The following is a 15,033-nucleotide window of genomic DNA, read 5'->3' on the forward strand; positions in this document are numbered from 1 at the left end:
AGTTGGCCACTGGTACGGAACCCCATCCGAACAGCGGCGGTGTACGGTCCGGTACGCGCGCCGCGATCGCCGCTCCTCATCTGCGGACCGACCGCTGGTGGCTGGCGCCCGCCGCCACCACCGCCGGACTGCTCGCCTTCGTCGTGTACTCCGCGTGGAGGGCCTTCACGAACGCGGACTACTACGCGGCACCGTATGTCTCGCCGTTCTACTCCCCGTGTCTCGCGGAGAAGTGCGAGACCATGCGCGCGGGCCCCAACTGGGAGATCTTCGGCGGCTGGTGGCCGCTGTCCCCGGCGATCCTCATCCTGATCTTCCCACTCGGCTTCCGCCTGACCTGCTACTACTACCGCAAGGCCTACTACCGGGGCTTCTGGGCGTCCCCACCGGCCTGCGCGGTGGCCGAGCCGCACAAGAAGTACTCGGGCGAGACCCGCTTCCCGCTCATCCTCCAGAACCTCCACCGGTACTTCTTCTACGCCGCGATCCTGGTCGCCGGCATCCTCACCTACGACACCGTGCTCGCCTTCCGCGACGAGCACTACGCGTGGGGCCACATGGGCCTGGGCACCCTCGTGTTCCTGGTCAACATCGTGCTGATCTGGGCGTACACCCTCTCCTGCCACTCCTGCCGGCACATCGTCGGCGGCCAGCTCAAGCACTTCTCCAAGCATCCCGTGCGCTACCGGGCCTGGAGGCTCGTCGGGAAGCTGAACGCCCGTCACATGCTGTTGGCGTGGGCGTCGTTGGTGAGCGTGGCGCTCGCCGACTTCTACGTCTACCTGGTCGCCTCCGGCGCCTTCGACGATCCGAGGTTGTTCTGATGTCCGTGGTGGAGCGCCAGGAGTGGGACGTCGTCGTGGTCGGTGCCGGTGGTGCCGGCCTCCGCGCCGCCATCGAGGCGCGTGAGCGCGGCGCCCGTACGGCGGTCATCTGCAAGTCGCTGTTCGGCAAGGCGCACACCGTGATGGCCGAGGGCGGCATCGCGGCGGCGATGGCGAACGCCAACGAGCACGACAGCTGGCAGGTGCACTTCCGCGACACCATGCGGGGCGGGAAGTTCCTCAACCAGTGGCGGATGGCCGAACTGCACGCCCAGGAGGCCCCGGACCGGGTGTGGGAGCTGGAGACCTGGGGCGCCCTGTTCGACCGCACCAAGGACGGCCGGATCTCGCAGCGCAACTTCGGCGGCCACGAGTACCCGCGCCTCGCCCATGTCGGCGACCGCACGGGCCTCGAACTCATCCGGACCCTCCAGCAGAAGATCGTGTCCCTGCAACAGCAGGACAAGAAGGAGACCGGCGACTACGAGTCCCGGCTCAAGGTCTTCCAGGAGTGCACGGTCACCAGGGTGCTCAAGACTGTGCCGGACAGCGGCTCCGCCGCGGACAGCCGGGTCTGCGGGGTCTTCGCCTACGAGCGCGAGTCCGGCCGTTTCTTCGTCCTCGAAGCGCCGTCCGTCGTCATCGCGACGGGCGGCATCGGCAAGTCCTTCAAGGTGACGTCGAACTCGTGGGAGTACACCGGCGACGGTCACGCCCTCGCCCTGCTGGCCGGCGCGCCGCTGCTGAACATGGAGTTCGTGCAGTTCCATCCGACGGGCATGGTCTGGCCGCCGTCGGTGAAGGGCATCCTCGTCACGGAGTCGGTCCGCGGCGACGGCGGGGTGCTGCGCAACTCGGACGGCAAGCGGTTCATGTTCGACTACGTCCCGGACGTCTTCAAGGAGAAGTACGCCCAGTCCGAGGACGAGGCCGACCGCTGGTACGAGGACCCGGACCACAACCGCCGCCCACCGGAGCTCCTCCCCCGCGACGAGGTCGCCCGCGCCATCAACGCCGAGGTGAAGGAGGGCCGCGGCTCCCCGCACGGCGGTGTGTTCCTGGACGTGTCCACGCGGATGCCCGCCGAGACGATCAAACGCCGGCTGCCGTCCATGTACCACCAGTTCAAGGAGCTGGCGGACGTCGACATCACCGCGGAGGCGATGGAGGTCGGGCCGACCTGTCACTACGTGATGGGCGGCATCGCGGTCGAGTCGGACACGGCGGCGGCACGCGGGGTGCCGGGGCTGTTCGCGGCCGGTGAGGTCGCGGGCGGTATGCACGGCTCCAACCGGCTCGGCGGCAACTCGCTCTCCGACCTGCTGGTGTTCGGCCGCAGGGCGGGCCTGCACGCGGCCGAGTACGCGGCGGCCCTCGCCTTCGAGCGCCCCGCGGTGGACGAGACCCAGGTCGACACGGCGGCGGCCGAGGCGCTGCGCCCGTTCTCCGCGGAGGGCCATGCGCCGGGCGAGGAGGACGGCCGCCCGCCGGAGAACCCGTACACCCTGCACCAGGAGCTCCAGCAGGCCATGAACGACCTCGTCGGCATCATCCGCCGCGAGCCCGAGATGGCGCGGGCCCTGGAGAAGCTGGCGGAGCTGCGGGTACGGGCCCGGCGCGCCGGCGTGGAGGGGCACCGCCAGTTCAACCCCGGCTGGCATCTCGCCCTCGACCTGCGCAACATGCTGCTGGTCAGCGAGTGCGTGGCCCGGGCGGCGCTGGAGCGCACCGAGTCGCGCGGCGGCCACACCCGCGAGGACCACCCGTCGATGGAACGCGCGTGGCGCAACGTCAACCTGCTGTGCCGGCTCACCGACCCCACGGGCGGCCTGGCGGCCACGGACCCGGTCCGCGGCCAGATCGCCCTCACCCGCGAGACGACCGACCCCATCCGCCCCGACCTGCTCGCCCTCTTCGACAAGGAGGAGCTGGTCAAGTACCTCGCCGAAGAGGAGCTGTACGAGTGAGCAGCTACAAGGCCCAGTTCAAGGTGTGGCGGGGCGATGTGGGCGGCGGCGGCCTGGAGGACTTCACGGTCGAGGTCAACGACGGTGAGGTGGTCCTCGACATCATCCACCGCCTCCAGGCCACCCAGGCGCCCGACCTCGCCGTCCGCTGGAACTGCAAGGCGGGCAAGTGCGGTTCGTGCTCGGCGGAGGTCAACGGGCGGCCCCGGCTGATGTGCATGACCCGGATGTCGGTGTTCACCCGCGAGGAGACGATCACCGTCACCCCGCTGCGGGCCTTCCCGGTCGTCCGTGACCTGGTGACAGACGTCGGCTTCAACTACGAGAAGGCGCGCGAGGTCCCGGCGTTCGTGCCGCCGCAGGATCTGGGCCCCGGCGAGTACCGGATGATGCAGGAGGACGTGGACCGCTCGCAGGAGTTCCGCAAGTGCATCGAGTGCTTCCTGTGCCAGGACACCTGCCATGTCGTGCGCGACCACGAGGAGAACAAGCAGGCGTTCGCGGGCCCGCGCTTCCTGATGCGGGTGGCCGAGCTGGACATGCACCCGCTGGACGCGGCGGCGGAGTCGGGGCTCGACCGCAAGGCGACCGCCCAGGACGAGCACGGTCTCGGCTACTGCAACATCACCAAGTGCTGCACGGAGGTCTGCCCCGAGGGCATCAAGATCACGGACAACGCGCTGATCCCCCTGAAGGAACGGGCCGTCGACCGCAAGTACGACCCGCTGGTGTGGCTGGGTTCGAAGATCAGAAGGAGGTCTTCGTAGCGAGCCGCTGCACGTACAGGCCCAGGGCGAACACCACCATGCCGGCCATCGCGTACGGCACGTGCTCCATGCTGGGCCCGCTCAGCGGCCCGACGAACAGAAACGTCCCGATCCCGGCCTGCCCGATCAGCGTGCCGTACCCCCACACCCTGGGCCGCACCACCTTGGCACGCCCCCGTCCCGGGATCAGCCACCCGGTGGTGACGGCGGCGAGCCCGATCCCCAGCCCGGCCGTCAGGACGAGGACGGCCGCGATCACCAATGTCTCGTGCACGCCGATCATCGTCGCACCAGATCGAGGACGCGCACCAGGTTGTGCTCGGCAATGGCGCGCATGGATTCCGTAAAGGGAAAGTCCCCGTCGAGCAGCCGCAACGGCCCGGCGACCAGGGAGAGACGCAGGGCGAGCCGGTAGAACCGCAGCCGGTCCTCGTCGAGGCCGGGGCGGCGCAGGGCGTCGTACCCCTGCCCGAACCGGATCTCCAGGAAGACGTGCTCCCACTCCACGTCGAAGTAGAGCAGCCCTTCGATGTCGATGAGGGCGAGGTCTCCGTCCGGCGTCAACAGCACATGATCCGGCCCGAGTTCACCGTGGATGAGGGTGTGCCGAGCGCGCGGCCGGACCTCGGCGGCCAACCCCCGTACCCGCTCGGCGACCTGGTCCCGTACGGCGGCGAGACGCGGCTCCCGCCCGGCGACCTCCTCGATGTCGCGCAGGGCACCCTCCAGGACCCGCTGCTCGCAGGACGTCCCGTACGAGGAGCCGCCGGCGTCGACGAGGGCGACCTTGCCGAAGCGCGGGCCGGTGTGGGCGTGCAGGGTGTCGAGGAGGGCGGCCAATCGGTCCATCAGGGCCGGGTCGTGGGGCAGTGCCGCTTCCAGGCTGCCGCCGGGAAGGTCCTCGACGACCGCCTGGCGGGCCTCGGTGTCCAGGTGCAGCAGACGGGGTGTGCGGACGCCCGCGGCGGACAGACGGTCGTGCGCGGCGGTGAACAGGTCGAGGCCGGTGCCGTGGGAGAGGGGGTCGCGCGGGTCGGAGGGGCCCGCGTCCCAGTAGTCCTCGTCCGACGACCAGACGTACGCGATCGCGCTGGAGCCGTCGTCGAAGGTGAGCCGGTAGACGCCTTTCTTGCTGCCGCCGCGCAGCCGCGTGGCGTCGGCGAGGACCCGGCCACTGCCGACGGCGGCACGGGCGAGCGGGACGAGGTCTTCGCGGGTGAGGGCCCTGCGGGTGGCGGTCATCCGCCCGATCCTGGCACCCGGCCCCGCCGGCCGCAGCCGAATTCCTCCCCGCCCTCCCCTCCCGGTCGCGCCCCCGCATTCCTGCTCATACGCTCCGAAATGTGACGTCATCCCTGATACGAGGCCGGCCGCGGCGGGCGACCTCGCACATATCCGCGCGGGTGGTGCACGCCCTGCTGGGTGTGCTGATCGGCGTGGCGTGGCTGGTGCTGCCGGGGATGACGATCGAGCACCGTGCCCCGGTCGCGGACGGGCGCGCGCAGGCATCCGTCGCGCAGGAGGAGGACGAGTCGTCCGCCGCCGACCTCGTGCTGCCGCTCGTGGCGGTGGGCGCCGCGGTCCTGGTCGCGGGGTACACGTACGTACGGCGGACCCGGCGGGCCCGCACCCGGACCACCCCCGGTGTCGTCCCCGCCCCGCTCACGGCACCGCCGCCGCTCACCGAACTGGACGAGCAGGCCCGGGTCCTGCTGGTGGCCGCCGACGACAGCGTCCGCACCAGCCGGGAGGAGCTCGGCTTCGTCGAGGCCCGCTTCGGGGCGAGCGCGGTGGAACCGTCCGCGCTCGCCGTGCGGGACGCCGAGGCCGAGCTGGCGGCCGCCTTCCGGATGCGGCAGCAGTACGACGACGGTGTACCGGAGGAGGCCGCGGCCCGGCAGCACGCGCTCGCCGGGATCGTCGGCCGCTGCGAGGAGGCCGGGCGGCGGCTGGACGAGGCGGCGGCCGGCGTCGACCAGCTGCGCGGCCTGGAGCGGGGCGCGGGTGACGCGCTGGGGCTCGCGGAGACCCGGTTCCGGGCGCTCGCCGGACGCACCCAGGCCGTCGACGCCCTGCTCACCGAGCCGGCCGCCCGGTACGGCTCCGTCGCCGTCGGCGCGGTCACCGGGTACGTCGAGCAGGCCAAGGACCGGCTCGTCTTCGCCACCCTGCGGCTCAACCAGGCCCGCCAGGCCGCCGACCTCGCCGCCCACGACCGGGCCGCCCTGCATCTGCGCGCCGCCGAGGGCGCGATCGCCCAGGCCGCCGTCTTCCTCCACGGCGTCGAACGTCTCGGCACAGAGCTGTCCGGGGCCGCCGCCCTGCTGCCCGCCGCGCTGACCGGCGCGGAGGCGGAACTCGCCCGGCTGCGGAACAGCGGCGGCGAGACGCCCGTCGGCGAGCTGCGGGCACGGATCCTGCACGCCGACAACGTGCTGGCCTTCGTACGGGACGAGGTGGCGGGTGCCGATCCCTACGATCCGCTCGACGCCCTGCGCCGGGTCGTACGGGCGCTCGCGCCGCTCGCCGCGGAGCCGACGGCCGGGGTGCTGGGGGCCGCCGCGGCGCTGGTCGGGCGGGCCGCGGTCGCGGGTGCGGACGACTTCGTCGCCACGCATCGCGGCGCGGTGGGTGCCACGGCCCGCACCCGGCTGGCGGAGGCGAAGCGGCTGCTCGCCGCGGACCCGGTGGCCGCCGACGGACTCGCCGTGGCGGCCCGTGAGCTGGCCGAGCAGGACGTCCGCATGCACGGCAACCCCGTCGCCGGGGCGGCCGAGCACGAGAGCGGGGGCGCCGGGGCCGTGCTGGGCGGCATCCTGCTGGACGGCGGGGCGGCGGCGAGCTTCGGCGGCCCGCGCGGCCGGGGGCGGCGCGCCTGACACGGATGCCCGGAAGAGAGACGGCGGCGCGCCTGACACGGATGGCTAGAAGAGGCTCAGCAACGCCTCCGCCGGGTCCGTCAGACCCGTCTCGCCGTCCGGCAGCGGCAGTTCGAACCACACCGTCTTCCCGCGCGGCGTACGGCGTGAGCCCCAGGCCGCGCTGAGCAGACCGACCAGTTGCAGGCCCCGGCCGCCCTCGTCGGTGTCACGGGCGCGGCGGCGGCGCGGCTGGACCAGGCCGGAGTCCCAGACCTCGCAGACCAGGGTCCGGTCGAGCAGGAGCCGCAACCGGATCTCGCCCTCGCCGTACCGCAGCGCGTTGGTCACCAGCTCGCTGACCAGCAGCTCCGTGGTGTCGACCAGGGGCTCCAGATCCCAGCTGAGCAGCCGGCCGCGCGCGTACTCCCGCGCCCGGCCCACGCTGCGCGGCTCGCGCGGCAGGGTCCAGTCGCCGACCGAATCGGCGGGCAGGCCCTGGACGCGGGCCATCAGCAGGGCGATGTCGTCCTCGCCGTGGAGGGTGTCGAGGGTGTTGAGGACGTGGTCGCAGACGTCCTCCAGGGGGCGGGTCGGGTCGGTCAGCGCGCCCACGAACGCCTGGAGGCCCTCGTCGAGGGGGTGATCGCGGCTTTCGACCAGTCCATCCGTGTAGAGCGCGAGCAGGGCGCCTTCGGGCAGTTCGACCTCGACCTCCTCGAAGGGCTCCCCGCCGACGCCGAGCGGCATGCCGGGCGGGACGTCGAGCATGAGGGCCGCCTCGCCGGGCTCGACCAGGACGGGCGGCAGATGACCGGCGTTGGCGAAGGTGCACCTGCGCGTCACCGAGTCGTAGACGGCGTACACACAGGTCGCCAGGTACACCTCGGACAGGTCGGCCTCACGGGGCCTGCGGGCGGCCCGGGTGGCCTGCTGGACGCCGCCGGGCGCTCCGAGCCCGCGCGCGATCTCGTCCAACGCGCTGAGCACTTCCGCCGGTTCGAGGTCGAGCAGGGCCAGGGTGCGGACGGCGGACCGGAGTTCGCCCATCGCCACGGCGGCGCGCAGCCCGCGCCCCATGACGTCCCCGACCACCAACGCCGTACGGTGCCCGGGCAGTTCGATGACGTCGAACCAGTCGCCGCCGACCTCGCTGGGCCGGTCGGAGGAGGAGTTGCCGGGCCGGTAGCGGCAGGCGATGTCGAGGCCGGAGGCGACCGGGTCGCCGGGCGGCAGGAGGGACCGCTGGAGCATCAACGCCCGCTCGTGCTCGCGCCGGTACAGCCGCGCGTTGTCGATACAGACCGCGGCCCGCGCCGCCAGTTCGACCGCCAGCTCCCGGTCCCGGTCCCCGAACGGCTCGCTCCCCTTGGTCCGCGCGAACTGCGCGAGGCCTACGACGGTGTCGTGGGCGACCATCGGCACGGCGAGCGTGGACTGCACGAGGCCGCCCTCCTCGGCCGGGATGTACTGCGGCCGTGCGGTGCGCAGGGCGTCCGCGCAGGGCGAGTTGAAGGGGTAGTGGTGGACGGCGCCGACCGCTATGGGCGGGCCCGCGCCGATGAAGGGGGCGTCGGAGACGGCGCTGGCGAAGGCGACCCGGCGCAGTTGCGCGCTGCCGTCGGCCAGGCCCGGCGGGGTCTCGTCGCCGGCCAGGAGGCCCTGGTAGAGGTCGACGGTCGCCAGGTCGCAGAAGCCGGGGACGACGACGTCGAGGAGTTCGCGGGCCGTGGTCTCCAGGTCGAGGGAGTTGCCGATGCGCGCGCCGGCCTCGTTCAGGAGGGCGAGATTGCGCCGGGCGGCGGCGGCTTCCCGGGCGGCCTGACGGCGGGCGGTGATGTCGATGGCGAGCCAGGCGATGCCGATGGGGCGGCCGGAGCCGCTGTGCACACGGTAGAGGTTGACCGACCAGTGCCGGCGCTCCTCGGAGCCCGGCACAAAGCCGGTGACGTGCATGTCCGTGATGGAGTCGCCGGTCTCCAGGACGCGGCGGAGGGTGGCCGTGACCCGCTCGGCCTCGGGGCGCGGGAGGTAGTCCTGCACCCCTCTGCCCCGGTGGTCGTCCGGCGTTCCGCCGAACACGGTGGCGAAGCGCTGGTTGGCGCGGCGCACCCGCAGATCCAGGTCGATCAGCAGGAAGCCGAAGGGAGATTGACCGAATATCGACTGCGAGGCGGCGAGGTCGGTCTCGATGCTGCGCAGGGTGCGGACGTCGACGACGATGCAGACGGCGGCCTTCTCGCCCTCCTCGGTCCGTGTCGGCATGACATAGACCTCGGCGAGGCCCTCGGCCCCGGGGGTGCCGTCCTCCCCGTCCGGGGCCCGGAAGGGGACGACGCCGGTCCACTCGCGCCCGTCGAGGATCTCGGCCATCTTGCGCTGGCCGACCTCGCGCCGGTCCGGGTCGATGAACGCCTCGATGGGGTCCATGCCGACCGCCTGCCCGGCGGGGATGCCGAAGACCTGCTCGGCACGCAGGCTCCACTGGTCGACCAGCCCGTCGGGGCCGATGGAGAAGGAGGCGACCTTGATGTAGTCGTAGATCGAGCCGGGCGGACTGCTCTGCCACATGGCGTCACCCTGCGGGGCCACGGCGTCAGCCGCGGCCTGTGACCTCGCGCCGTCCGACGGGTCCTCGGACTCCGTGGCCCTCGCTGGTATCTCGCTCACGCGAACCGTCCCCTCCAGCTCACCGCGCCCGGCACCGGTCACCGGCAGCGGCTGCCCGCAGTATCCAGCACTACGGCGCCGCACAACACGGTGTTCACGATCACAGCACGGTCCCAGCGTTTTTTGGACCGCACCGCGACAACACTTCCAGTCTTCTAACCAGCCAACACACAGTCGAATCACGTACTCCGGCAACCGTCAGTGGCCTGAACCTGTCGGTGGACACCGCCGGCGCACGCGTACAGCCGATACGCCCCCGGCGCACCGCGGTGTTCACGGCGGCACCGCGAGCTCGAACCACACCGTCTTCCCGGCCGCGCCGGGGCGGGTACCCCAGCGGCGCGAGGAGAGGGCGACCAGCTGAAGACCCCGCCCGCTCTCGTCCTCGGGGCGCGCGACCCGCTCGCGGGGCGGGTCGGGGAGCGGGTCGGAGACCTCGACCAGCAGGACGTCACCGAGGCCGGCGGGACGTACGAGACGTACGCCGATCGGGCCGGTGGCGTGCCGCAGGGAGTTCGTCACCAGCTCGCTCACCAGCAGGGCCGTGATGTCGGCCAGGCTGTCGAGGTCCCACTCGTGCAGTCGCCCGCGGACGGCTCCGCGGGCGGCGCGCACGGCGCCGGGGTCCGCGGGGAACGACCACTCGGCGCAGTCGCCTTCGGTGTCGATCACGCCGATCACTTCCCAGGCACACCCATGTCCGGTTTCGTGGGGTTAATGGGCACATACCCGATATCCGGTGGGGATTACCGTGGGGCGGGGCGCACTGTGGTGCGAACGGGGGTATCGGGGGGCGCCTGGGAGCTCGGGGGTGCTGTTGTCGTGCGGGTGCGGGTTGCCTGTGGCTGGTCGCGCAGTTCCCCGCGCCCCTAGGTTGGCCACCCAGCCGCCAGCTTTTGAACAGCGGGGACGTCTTGGTCCAGCCACGGCACGGTCCAGAGCTCATCCCTGGTCAGCCAGCGGAGTTCGTCGTGGTCCTGTAGGGGCTTGGGGTCCGGGGAGTCCGGGAGTAGGCGGGTCGTCCAGACCTGGAGGATGTACGGGGGCCTCAGGGGCCACTCCCCCGGCACGCGGTCCTCGACCTCGACCTGCACCCCCAGTTCCTCGCGGAGCTCTCGCACCAGGGCCGCTTCCGGAGTCTCGCCCGGCTCCACCTTGCCGCCCGGGAGTTCCCAGCGGCCGGCCAACTCGGGTGGGGCGCTGCGGCGGGCGGCGAGGAGGCGGTCGGTGTCGAGGAGGGCGGCTCCCACCACCACCGTGCGTTCGGTCATGCGGGGGAGCCTACGGGAGGCCGGTTCCCGGTCAGTTGCGGGTGGCGTCGCCGTTCTGGCCGATGCGCTCGACCCAGTACAGCTGCTTGTGTCCGCGGTCGTCGAGGCTGTCGGCGATCTTCTGGGCCTCGGCTCGGGTGGCGTAGCGGCCCACGCGGTAGCGGTTGCCGTTGTCGTCCTGTCGTATGACGAGCCAGGGAAGAGTGATCGTGCCGTCGTTCATCGCCCCCCACTGCTCCTTCCCGACAACGCTCCGCCCGCTAAGGAAACCGCAATCCGCATATGCCCGAGCCTACGCCTAACCTTTACGCAGCGAATACGCCTTTTCACAAAGAGGTACGCAACCGGCCAGAACGTGGGGGGCGTGCGGCATCGAACGCGCCGTGCGCGGGCGTTGATGCGTCCGGTCAGGGGCGTGGCCGCGCGCACGGGGTCACCTGCGAGAACGGCCAGATTCCAACGCCGTTCGAAGGAGCGGCCGTTGACCCGGTGCAGGGGGCAACGGCCGTGAGGGTGTGCGCTACTTCACCGGAAGGTGGTACGCGACCCGGTAGCGGTCGGCCGGGATGACCACGTCGGCCGTCTCGACCGGGCGGCCGGAGGCGTAGAACGTCCGGTGGACGACCACGACGACATGGCCGGGGACGCCGCCCAGGGCGAGGAGTTCCTCGGCGAGGCCGGGTCGGGCGCCGACCTCTTCGGTGACGTTGTCCACGATCACGTCGATGGCCGCCATGCGCTCGACCACGCCCATGCCGCCGAGCGGGCCTTCCTCGGGCAGCATGACGGGGGTGCGGCCGGTGACGGCGAGGGGCTCCCAGGAGGTGGAGAGCATCATCGGCTCGCCGTTGTCCCGGTAGACGTACTTGGTGCACATCACGCGGTCGCCGGGGCGGATCGCGAGCCGCTCGGCGACTGCGACGCTGGCCTCGGCCTGCCGGCTGCTGGACTCCCAGGTGCCGCGCGCCTCACCGTCGGCCTGCTCCTGGCGGAACGGTGTGGCCAGGCCGTCCGGGCGGAAGCCGGAGCGGGCCACCCGGCGGGGCACGGGCCGCTCGCGGACGTAGGTCCCGGAGCCGGAACGCCCTTCCACCAGCCCCTCGGCCATCAGCACCTTGCGGGCCTCCAGGGCGACGGTGTCCGAGACGCCGTACTCCTCGCGGATTCTGGCCTGGGAGGGCAGCCGTGTGTGCGGTGGCAGCGAACCGTTGACGATCTTCTTGCGGAGATCACCCGCGACACGCAGATACGCCGGCTGCTCACCGAAAGTCACTGGCCGCTCCCATCAGGTTGTACAGACAGCAACAGCGTGGCAACCGTGGGTTGAGCCGTGCAAGCAAAGGCCAGAGAATCACTCGATGTAGTGACATGTGCCCGCGTCAGGCTTTACGCAGGCACTTTCTCCCCGCTATAGCGGCGATCACACATCGAGGTTGCCGGCGTCCCCGCCGCCGCCTCCGCCCTCGGTGTCCTCGTCGTACGACGGCACCGTGGTGGCCAGGCCCAGAGCCTTGCGTGCGGTGACAGTGGAGTCGCCGTCGATGAACTCGTAGCCGGCGTCGTAGTGCACGTAGTACGAGTCGACGTCCTTCGCGGCGGCGGCCTTCGCCCACTCCTTCCGGGCGTCCTCCATGTCGGAGGCGAGGTCGGCCACGGCCTTGTCGTCCGCTCCGGTCCAGGAGTGGCCGCGCAGCGCCTCGGCCTGCTCGCCGAGGACCTTGTCGACGTCGGCGGCCCACTCGCGGTTCGCCGGGAGGTCGTCCTCGGCGTAGTCCAGGGGCTCCTCGTAGAGCACCCGGTCAAGGGCGTTGGCCGACTTCAGGAAGGCGATCTGGTCCGCGTCGAGGGTCGTGGCGTCGTTACGCAGCGAACCCGTCAGGCTCTTCTTCTCGTCGACGTCGCCGAAGACGCAGGTGATCTCCCGGTCGCCGAAGGTCCAGCTGTCCTCGGACGGCACCAGGTAGTACACGTCCACGTTCTCCGGTACGGCCCACGCGTCCATCGCGTAGTCCTCCTGGAGCGCGTAGCACTTGTCGTCCGCGAGGTCGGTCACCTCGTCGTCGCCGGGGAAGGAGCCCGAGGGCAGGGTGACGACGGCGAACACCTCGCCGTGGTGGGCGCGGGAGCAGGGCACCTCGTCGACGTCGTAGGCGTCGCCCTGGAGGGAGCCTGTGCCCGAGTCGAAGCAGTCGCCCTTGGCGAGCGCGTAGGCGGTGCCCTCGCCACGCGCGGCGTCCTTGAGGCCGTCGACGACGTCGGAGGCGACGCCGGTCGACAGCGACACCGTCCACAGCACGAGCCCGACGGTGGACAGCACGGCCCCGGCGATCGCCATGCCCTTGCCGCGTTCACCCTTCCTCTTGATCTGCGCGAGCGCGATCAGCCCGAGGACCAGACCGACGGCCGGCAGGAAGCAGAGGATGCCGAGCACCAGGGCGGCGATGGCGACGCCGTTGACGGGCACCGGCTGCGCGTAACCGCCGTAGCCGTAGCCCCAGGGTCCGGGCGGGGTGAAAGGACCCGGCGGGTACGGCCCCTGAGGCTGGTGGGGGCCGGGAGGCGGAGGTATGGACACGGGTACCGTGCTCCTGGTTCGGACTGGGGTGGCGAACTGTCGTACGACTGGGCGCATGGTAAGCGCAGGGTGAGCGGGGGCGGAATGGCGGTCACTAATGCCACGATTCAGGCGGTCAACGGGCTGACCGCGCGGTGGGCCGGGGTCTCGGAGGGCGGAACGGTCTTCTCGGCGGCGGGAGTCTGGCCACTGCTGGCGTTTCTGGCGGACGGGGCGGCGGGGGCCGCCCGGGAGGAGCTGGCCGAGGCCGTCGGGATGCCGGCGGCGGAATCGGCGGGCGCCGCGCGGGAGTTGCTGGGTGCCATGGGGCGGATGCGGGGCCTCGACTCGGCCCTCGGGCTGTGGACCGGGCGGACGCTGGAGCTGCGGGAGCGGTGGGAGGCGGGGCTGCCGGCGGCGGCGCACGGCGTGCTGACGGGGGACGAGGCCGCCGACCAGGCGGCGCTGGACGCATGGGCGGCGAAGCGGACGGACGGGCTGATCGAGAAGATGCCCGTGCGGGTGACCCGGGACACCGAAATGGTGCTCGCGAGTGCGCTGGCGTTGCGGACGGAGTGGCTGAGCCGGTTTCAGGACTGGCCGATGTGCCCGGCGACGGGACCCTGGGCGGACCGAAGACTGGCCGGGCTCCACCGCAGCAGCGCCCTGCTCGACCGGGTCGGCGTCGCGGACACTCCGGCCGGCCAGGTCACCGAGCTGAAGGTGTACGGCGACAACGCGATCGACGTGCATCTGCTGCTCGGGGAGGAGGGGATGACGCCGGGGCAGGTCCTGGGGGCCGGGGTGGACATCCTCGCGCGGAGGGTGACCGTCCTGCCGGGACCGCAGCTGCCCTACGGGGAGGTGGGGCCTGGGCTGAGGGTGGTGAAGGTGCGTTCGGCGCATCCCGAGCCGCCGACGCTGAACGTGGCGACGACGGGCTTCGACATCGACGCCCAGCACGACCTCCTGGAGCTGCACCGGCTGTTCGGTCTCACGACGGCCATGGACACGAGCAGGGGCCACTTCCCCGGCATCAGCGCCACCACCCCCCTGGCCGTCGAGTCGGCCCAGCAGGCCGCCATGGCCCGGTTCACCGCCCTGGGGTTCCGCGCCGCCGCGGTGACCGCCTTCGGCGCGGCCGGGGCCGGCATCCCCCAGCTCCGCTGGATCACGACCCAGGTCGACGCCCGCTTCGACCGCCCCTTCGGCTTCCTCGCCGTCCACCGCCACTCACGGCTCGTACTGTCGGCGGGCTGGGTCACGGAGCCCACGGACTATCCCGAAGAGCCCGAATGCCCCGAATACGACGAGGACTACGAGGGCGACGAGGGTGACGAGGGTGACGAGGGCTTCTGATGATCGACGCGGTCAACGCGCTGACCGCCCGCTGGGCCGCATCCGTCCGGGGCGGCACCGTCTTCTCGGCGGCCGGTGTCTGGCCGCTGCTCGCCCTGCTCGCGGACGGGGCGACCGGCGCGGCCCGGGAGGAGCTGGCGGAGGCGGTCGGGGTACCGGCGGAGCAAGCCGCCGAAGCCGCGCGGGAGTTGCTTGCGGCCCTCGGCGCCGTCGACGGTCTGGACTCCGCCCTGGGGCTGTGGACCAAACGGTACGTGGAGCTGCGGGAGGCGTGGACGGCCGGGTTGCCGACGGAGGCGCACGGCGTCCTCACCGGCGACCCGGAGGCTGATCAGGCGGCGCTGGACGCGTGGGCCGCCGAGCGGACGTCCGGGGCGATCGCGCGGATGCCGGTGGCGTTGCGGACGGACTCCTCGCTGGTGCTGGCGAGCGCGCTGGCGTTGCGGACGGAGTGGGAGGTGCCGTTCAAGGGGGACCTCATGCCGTGGCGGGACCAGGACCGCGCCGGGTTGTCCCGTACGACGCCCGACCTGGACGCCGTGGCGGTGGCGCGGACGCCGGCGGGTGCCGTGACGGAGGCCCGGGTGCGCGGCACGAACGGGATCGACGTCCATCTGCTGCTCGGGGAGGCGGAGTCGACGCCCGGGGAGGTGATCGGTGCGGGGACGGATCTGCTGACCGGCGCCCTGACCGCCGTACCGGGAAGCCGGCTGCCGTACGGCGAGGCGGGGCCCGGCCTCAGGGTCGCGTCGGTCCGCACCGA

13 protein-coding genes and 1 pseudogene are annotated in these 15,033 nt (G+C 72.1%); 6 read left to right on the top strand and 8 right to left on the bottom strand.

Annotation, left to right across the window (positions count from 1 at the left end; translation table 11 throughout):
• The first annotated feature begins 2 nt into the window (after positions 1-2).
• The 3 genes from OG866_RS15375 to OG866_RS15385 are packed head-to-tail and all read left to right on the top strand — an operon-like array spanning position 3 to position 3,558.
• Positions 3-824, top strand: coding sequence for a hypothetical protein (locus OG866_RS15375; protein WP_329335120.1), 822 nt, complete (start codon positions 3-5; stop codon positions 822-824).
• The gene (locus OG866_RS15380) at positions 824-2,791 is read left to right on the top strand and encodes a fumarate reductase/succinate dehydrogenase flavoprotein subunit (protein ID WP_329335122.1); all 1,968 of its coding nucleotides are present in this window, start codon (positions 824-826) and stop codon (positions 2,789-2,791) included. The genes OG866_RS15375 and OG866_RS15380 overlap by 1 nt, the downstream gene beginning before the upstream one ends.
• Positions 2,788-3,558, top strand: a complete 771-nt coding sequence (locus OG866_RS15385) for a succinate dehydrogenase/fumarate reductase iron-sulfur subunit (protein WP_329335123.1) — start codon at positions 2,788-2,790, stop codon at positions 3,556-3,558. The genes OG866_RS15380 and OG866_RS15385 overlap by 4 nt, the downstream gene beginning before the upstream one ends.
• Here OG866_RS15385 and OG866_RS15390 read toward each other — a convergent pair.
• Both OG866_RS15390 and OG866_RS15395 read right to left on the bottom strand, forming a co-directional pair.
• Entirely contained in the window at positions 3,539-3,832 is a 294-nt protein-coding gene (locus tag OG866_RS15390) for a hypothetical protein (protein ID WP_329335125.1), read from the bottom strand. The two genes, OG866_RS15385 and OG866_RS15390, sit on opposite strands and share 20 nt — an antisense overlap.
• Before the next feature lie 5 nt (positions 3,833-3,837).
• Positions 3,838-4,800: a phosphotransferase family protein gene (locus tag OG866_RS15395; protein WP_329335127.1), complete on the bottom strand. Its 963-nt coding sequence runs from the start codon at positions 4,798-4,800 to the stop codon at positions 3,838-3,840.
• A 101-nt stretch (positions 4,801-4,901) separates the two neighbouring features.
• Between OG866_RS15395 and OG866_RS15400 the strand changes: the two genes are divergently transcribed.
• On the top strand, positions 4,902-6,437 hold the full coding sequence (locus OG866_RS15400; RefSeq protein ID WP_443063527.1) for a hypothetical protein: 1,536 nt from the start codon (positions 4,902-4,904) through the stop codon (positions 6,435-6,437).
• A 45-nt stretch (positions 6,438-6,482) separates the two neighbouring features.
• Here OG866_RS15400 and OG866_RS15405 read toward each other — a convergent pair whose 3' ends face one another.
• The 6 genes from OG866_RS15405 to OG866_RS15430 all read right to left on the bottom strand — a co-directional run bounded on the left by OG866_RS15405 (position 6,483) and on the right by OG866_RS15430 (position 12,932).
• Positions 6,483-9,086, bottom strand: coding sequence for a SpoIIE family protein phosphatase (locus tag OG866_RS15405; protein WP_329335128.1), 2,604 nt, complete (start codon positions 9,084-9,086; stop codon positions 6,483-6,485).
• 273 nt (positions 9,087-9,359) lie between these two features.
• Positions 9,360-9,767 carry an ATP-binding protein gene (locus tag OG866_RS15410; protein ID WP_329335129.1) on the bottom strand — a complete coding sequence of 136 codons (408 nt, stop codon included), beginning with the start codon at positions 9,765-9,767 and terminating at the stop codon, positions 9,360-9,362.
• A gap of 188 nt (positions 9,768-9,955) precedes the next feature.
• Positions 9,956-10,357, bottom strand: a complete 402-nt coding sequence (locus tag OG866_RS15415; RefSeq protein WP_329335131.1) for a (deoxy)nucleoside triphosphate pyrophosphohydrolase — start codon at positions 10,355-10,357, stop codon at positions 9,956-9,958.
• A gap of 31 nt (positions 10,358-10,388) precedes the next feature.
• Positions 10,389-10,580, bottom strand: a complete 192-nt coding sequence (locus OG866_RS15420) for an SPOR domain-containing protein (protein WP_329335133.1) — start codon at positions 10,578-10,580, stop codon at positions 10,389-10,391.
• 297 nt (positions 10,581-10,877) lie between these two features.
• A complete protein-coding gene (locus OG866_RS15425; protein WP_329335135.1) occupies positions 10,878-11,630 on the bottom strand; it encodes a GntR family transcriptional regulator in 753 nt (250 codons plus the stop codon).
• A gap of 147 nt (positions 11,631-11,777) precedes the next feature.
• Positions 11,778-12,932: a DUF4190 domain-containing protein gene (locus OG866_RS15430; RefSeq protein ID WP_329335137.1), complete on the bottom strand. Its 1,155-nt coding sequence runs from the start codon at positions 12,930-12,932 to the stop codon at positions 11,778-11,780.
• An 84-nt stretch (positions 12,933-13,016) separates the two neighbouring features.
• On the opposite strand from OG866_RS15430, the gene OG866_RS15435 reads away from it, so the two are divergent.
• The gene (locus OG866_RS15435; protein WP_329335138.1) at positions 13,017-14,270 is read left to right on the top strand and encodes a serpin family protein; all 1,254 of its coding nucleotides are present in this window, start codon (positions 13,017-13,019) and stop codon (positions 14,268-14,270) included.
• Positions 14,270-14,680: pseudogene (locus OG866_RS15440) on the top strand (serpin family protein); the annotation flags it as partial. The gene OG866_RS15435 and the pseudogene OG866_RS15440, both read left to right, overlap by 1 nt.
• Between the last annotated feature and the right edge of the window lie 353 nt (positions 14,681-15,033).

Source organism: Streptomyces sp. NBC_00663, from assembly GCF_036226885.1.
GTDB lineage: Bacteria > Actinomycetota > Actinomycetes > Streptomycetales > Streptomycetaceae > Streptomyces.